Here is a 5,296-nt window from a genome sequence, read left to right as displayed (position 1 = left end):
CCACGGGGCTCGCCCGCTACAACGCCAAGGTCAACGAGATCATGACCCGCCTCGATGCCGGGGCGCTCTCGCCCGAGCGGCTGGCCCACGAAATGGAAGACGCCGTGCGCATCCTGCGGGCCCCGGAGACTCGCCGGGCCTGCGGCACGCTCCTGACCATGATGGCAATCGCGGAGCACCCTACCATCGGCGCAAAGGAAATCGGCGGCTACTATCAGCATTTCTGCGGCGAACGCATCCCGCGCGGCATGGCGGACCTGTTGCGCCGGAGCGTGGGGCAAAACGGCTTCGTGCTCGTGCCGTCCGAGATGAAAAGGCTCGCGGCCCAGATCGAAAACACGCCCCTGCTCACGCGCGATGGGATCCTCGTTTCCGAGTTTCAGGAGGCCGCCGGGATGCTGCGCTCGACCGGGGCCAACCCGCAGGCGCGGGGCGAATACATCCAGGCCGCGCTGGATCACCATGTGGACATGAATACCATCCTCGAAGCCTCCCTGCGCGGCATCATGGCCGACCAGCTTGAACTCCGGGCGGGCGACGCCATCCTGACCGACACCCGCAAGCTCGGGCAGGGCGCGGCCAATACCGTGCATCTGTGCACGTACCGGGGCAGAGACGGCGAAGACATGAAGCTTGTGTTCAAGCCCGAGGTGGGCGCGCGGCGCGGCCTCGACCATCTGTGCGCGTCCGGCCTCGGCTACCGCAACGGGGCGCGCGTCATGCAGCTCAACGTGGCGGCCTCCCGCGTGGCGGACGCCATCGGCTGCGGCGGAACCATCGCCCGCTCAAGCATCGGCAGCCATGACGGGCAGCTCGGCCTGTTCATGGAGGCCGCCCCCGGCAAGACCTTCTTCGATATCGCCAGAGGCAAGCCCGTCTGCCGGATGCCTGACGGCAAGGAACTCAATTTCCCCGAAACGTGCCGCGTCCTGCGCTCCAACGGGAAACTCGACGCCATGCGCGCCAACCTGATGCGCGAACTGTCCAAAATGGAATGGGCCGATGTCCTTTCCGGGCAGGTGGACCGCCACGGCGACAACTACCTCATCGACATCAATCCGCAAACCGGAGCCGTAAAGATCACGGGCATCGACAACGACGCCAGCTTCGGGACCCGCAAGGCGGGCATGACCGTCGTTGACCTGAGCCGCCCCACCCCGCGCCAGCAGGATTTCCTGAGCAAGCTGCGCAGAGAGGGGTACACGATACCGCCGGACGGGCGCATCGACCTTTCGAAGCTCCCCGACAGGCTGCTGAGCGAGACGCGGCAGCAGTTCGGTTTCAACCAGCTGTTCCGGCCCGTGTTCATCGACCGCGATACCTTCGACAAGCTCACAGCCATCCGGGAAGACGACTACCGGGCCATGCTCGCCCCCTGCATGGACAACGAAGCCGTGGATGCCGCGGTATCCCGGCTCAAGGACGCTCAGCGCCACGCCGCCCGGCTCGAAAGGGAGCACCGCGTCGTGGAGGACTGGGCCGCCCCGGGCATCAAGGAAACGTATGCCCGGCATAAGGTCGGCGCAAAGGGTTCATTCGGGGAGCGCATCCAGAACGGTTTCTTCACCCGGGACTTTCTGACGAAGTTCAGCGCCATCCTCTGATCCGAGGGTGCCGCGAAACGCCTCCGGACGCCGCATTTCCTTGGGGATGCGGCGTCTTTTTTTACGGTGCCGCATCCTCCAGGCATGAAAGGGAACGGGAGATATCCCAGATACCGGAGGGAGCCCGATCCGCTTCCTCCGGCATTTGAAGGAAATGGCAAGCCCGGCTGTACAGGGAATCATACCGTACCCTCCCTTATTGAGAGTCCATTTTGCATGTCCATTATATAAGTATAAAATGAGCGTCCGATCAAGAAGGACAATGTGAGCGTCCATTTTGAAAGCCTGTTTCCAAGCAGGTGAGAACGGATATTCTGAGTGTCCATTTTATGCGTCCATAGAGACGGGAAACTGTGAATGTCCACAGGTGCTTTACAAGTACCTATCTTATTGCAAAAACGGAAGAATAAAATTGACATAATAAAAAGATTATGCGCTACTATATTTCTGCGGATAATGCGCGCTCCCACTAGCGCACTTCTCCAATGCACAAAAAGGCCGCAGCGATTCGCTGCGGCCAAGGCTTGCCGGAAAATCTCCGCACAAACGCTTTAAGGAAATCCCTCGGCTTTTGCCCTCTGAAAGGTATCCATTCCAAAGGCGATCCCCGTGCCGTGAAAGCACAGGGCTTCGCAATACGCGCAGCCTTGGAAAGAGAAGGAAGGAAGGCCGCACTGACTGTTTTTGGGAAAGGGAAACCTTCTTCAGAAAAAGCCCCCTTCCCCAGCGTTACCCCTCCCCTTTCAAGGCCCGTCCATGAAAATCAACCAGTCTGCCCGGCCTCCGGTTCTGCCAGCAATTCCAACAACTGGCCGAGCGTCTTCTTGCCGAACGCCACTTTCGCCTTGTTGATGATGAGGCAAGGCACGCTCATGATCTTGTACCGTTCCCGCAGTTCCGGGAAGTGGTTCACGTCGTAGACCTTGGCGGTCACCAGCGGATTGGAGGCGGCGATCTTCTGCGCGGCTATGACCAGTTCCGGGCACATGGTGCAGGACAGGGCAACCACGATTTGCAGATCCAGCGGCCTGTCGATGGCGGCGATGGCCTCGGCAAGGGCGGGATCGATGCTCTGCCCGGGGCCCGCCGCGTTGTACAGGCCCACGACGAACGAATTGAACTCATGCCCGCCGGGGACGCCGTGGAAGGCAATGCCGGTATCGGTCCCGTCCGCCCGCAAAACCCGCACGCAGGGGCGTTCCGGCCCGTCAGACGGCGGCGTCCACTCCACGGTCAGCTTATCCGTCAAAGCCGCGAGCTCCATGAGCATCCGGCGCAGATCTTCCGAAACCGGGCGGCTGTCCGGTTCCGCCTTCAGGATGAGCGGGCGTTCCATGCGGGCGAAGACTCCCGCAAGCTGTTCCCGCTGCTCCGCCGTGAGGAACCCGCCTTCTGTCTCGCGGGCATTTCCGGAAGGGGCTGAGGCTTTCGAGGCTCCGGAAGACGCCGGGGGGGTTGCCGGGCGCTGCGGGCGCAAACCCGTCTTGCGCTGCATGTCCGCCGCATAGCGCTCGATGGAGGTAGCGGCAACGGCCCCGTCGGAAACGGCGGTGACCACCTGACGCAGCCGCTTGTCGCACACGTCCCCGGCGGCGTAGACGCCTTCCGTCCTCGTCCGTTGTTCCCTATCGGTAACGATGTTCCCCTGCCCGGTCAGCTCCGCAAGGCCTTCGGCCAGCCGCGACGCGGGCTCGTACCCCGCGAAGACGAATACCCCGAAGGTCTCGCCCTCGGGCGGCGCATACGTCTCCAGCCGCCCGGTCACGGTGTCGCGGAACACGGCGCGGCGCAGGGCCGTGTCGCCTTCCACCGCTTCCAGAACGGTATTGAAGCGCACCCGGACGGATTCGTGGGCGAGCACCTGCTCGGCGATGCTTTCGGCGCAGGACAGCGTGCTCCGGCGCACGAGCATGGTCACGGAACGGGCGTACCGGGTGAGGAACATGGCTTCCTCGGCGGCGGCGAATCCGCCGCCCACCACAAAGACATCCCTGTCCGTGAAGAACCCGCCGTCGCACGTGGCGCAGTAGGCCACGCCCCGGCCCCGGAACGTTTCCTCGCCCTCAAAACCCACCTTGCGGGGATGGGCCCCGGTGGCGAGCAGTACGGCGAAGCACCGGAAAGCCCCCCGGCTCGTGCGCACGATGCGGAAATCCCCGTCCACGTCGATCCCTTGCGCTTCGGCCAGCAGGAACTCCGCGCCGAAATGCAGGGCCTGACGGCGCATGGTTTCGGTGAGCGAATGGCCTTCGGTCTTTTCCACGCCGGGATAATTCACCACTTCGGCGGTGATCGTTATCTGCCCACCGAAGGTGTCCTTTTCCACGACAAGCACCCTGTACCGGGCGCGGGCAAGGTAGAGGGCGGCGGCCAGCCCGGCCGGGCCGCCCCCCACCACCACCGCGTCGTACAGGTCGGCGGCCCGACCGGCATCCATTACAGCAGGCCCACGAGGTCGAGGCTGGGCTTCAGGGTTTCCGCGCCGGGACGCCACTTGGCAGGGCACACCTGATCGTCGTGCGAGGCTACGAACTGGGAAGCCTGCACCCGGCGGAACAGTTCGTCCGCGTTGCGGCCCACGTTCCCGGCGATGACTTCATAAGCCACGATGCGCCCTTCGGGGTTGACGATGAAACTGCCCCGCTCGGCCATGCCTTCCGATTCGATCATCACGTCGAAATCCCGGGCCAGCGCTCCGGTGGGATCGGCGAGCATGGGATACTTGATTTTCTGTATGGTCTTCGAGGCATCGTGCCACGCCTTGTGGACGAAATGGCTGTCGCACGAAACCGAATAGATCTCGCATCCGATGGATTTGAAATCTTCATATTTTTCAGCGAGATCCTCAAGCTCCGTGGGGCACACGAACGTAAAGTCCGCCGGATAGAAGAAAAACACGGACCACTTCCCGAGGATATCGGCCTTGGTCACGGTCTTGAAGGCGTTGTCCTGAAAAGCCTGAACGCTGAATTCGCTTACTTCCTTATTGATCAGGGACATAACTATCTCCTTTGGTTTTCGTTGGTGTGTCCGCACGGCCATGCCGCCGCGCTTCGTTAATTGAATACGAAATTCATTACCATTTAGGACTCCCTTGTCAAGGCCGCGGGAACGTGATTTTCCTGAGCGCGCCCGCCCGGCACGTATCCCCCGCATAGCCCTTCACGCCCACGTACCGCTTTTACCCGCAAGGATACATTACTTTTTCCGTTCCATCCCCACCCGTGCCGCACTCTCATCACGGCATGAGGCATTGCCGTGAGCTTCGCCCATCCGCGCGGCGGCATTCCTCACGGCATTACTGGTATCTCTTCCTCAACCTCGCCCCACACGTACTGCGGCATTCCTGAAAGGGCTCTGTGTTCCCCGCGCCATGCCCCGGCCCGGTGACCAACGCGGCCCTCCCCGCCCGGCGGATCGCCCCGCATCCCATGCGCCGAAGCGCCTTCCGGCCCTCGACAGGTTCGCAGGAAATCTGGTATCCGGTAAGGGACCGTTTCCGCAAAACCGGGAGGACGCCATGCCCGATCTTGCCTCAGTCCTTGAACAGGCCCGCGTGCCCGAGCATTCCGCGCCGTTCATGCAGGCCATGTCGCAAGGGACGGCCTTTCTGGAGGGGGAATACCTCTTTCTGACGGCTGACGATTGGCTCATGGCCATCGGGTATCCGCTGTCCGGCGAGTATGCCCACG

At 62.5% G+C, this 5,296-nt stretch carries 3 protein-coding genes; 1 reads left to right on the top strand and 2 read right to left on the bottom strand.

Going from position 1 to position 5,296, the window contains the following annotated elements; genetic code table 11:
• A partial coding sequence (locus HMPREF0178_RS18500; RefSeq protein ID WP_009381224.1) for a hypothetical protein occupies window positions 1-1,604 on the top strand: 1,604 nt, incomplete at its 5' end.
• Window positions 1,605-2,367: 763 nt separating this feature from the next.
• Here HMPREF0178_RS18500 and HMPREF0178_RS18495 read toward each other — a convergent pair.
• Window positions 2,368-4,041, bottom strand: a complete 1,674-nt coding sequence (locus tag HMPREF0178_RS18495; protein WP_009381222.1) for an FAD-dependent oxidoreductase — start codon at window positions 4,039-4,041, stop codon at window positions 2,368-2,370.
• Window positions 4,041-4,604 carry an alkyl hydroperoxide reductase subunit C gene (ahpC, locus tag HMPREF0178_RS18490; protein WP_005030060.1) on the bottom strand — a complete coding sequence of 188 codons (564 nt, stop codon included), beginning with the start codon at window positions 4,602-4,604 and terminating at the stop codon, window positions 4,041-4,043. The genes HMPREF0178_RS18495 and ahpC overlap by 1 nt, the downstream gene beginning before the upstream one ends.
• Window positions 4,605-5,296: the final 692 nt, after the last annotated feature.

It is taken from the genome of Bilophila sp. 4_1_30 (assembly GCF_000224655.1).
Lineage (GTDB): Bacteria > Desulfobacterota > Desulfovibrionia > Desulfovibrionales > Desulfovibrionaceae > Bilophila > Bilophila wadsworthia.
Note: the sequence above shows the minus strand (reverse complement) of the source record. Positions and strands in the feature narration are given on the sequence as shown.

Excerpts from the sequence above, each read along its gene's own strand:
- HMPREF0178_RS18495 (WP_009381222.1), bottom strand. The coding sequence starts at position 4,041 with ATGGATGCCGGTCGGGCCGCCGACCTGTACGACGCGGTGGTGGTGGGG.
- ahpC (WP_005030060.1), bottom strand. The coding sequence starts at position 4,604 with ATGTCCCTGATCAATAAGGAAGTAAGCGAATTCAGCGTTCAGGCTTTT.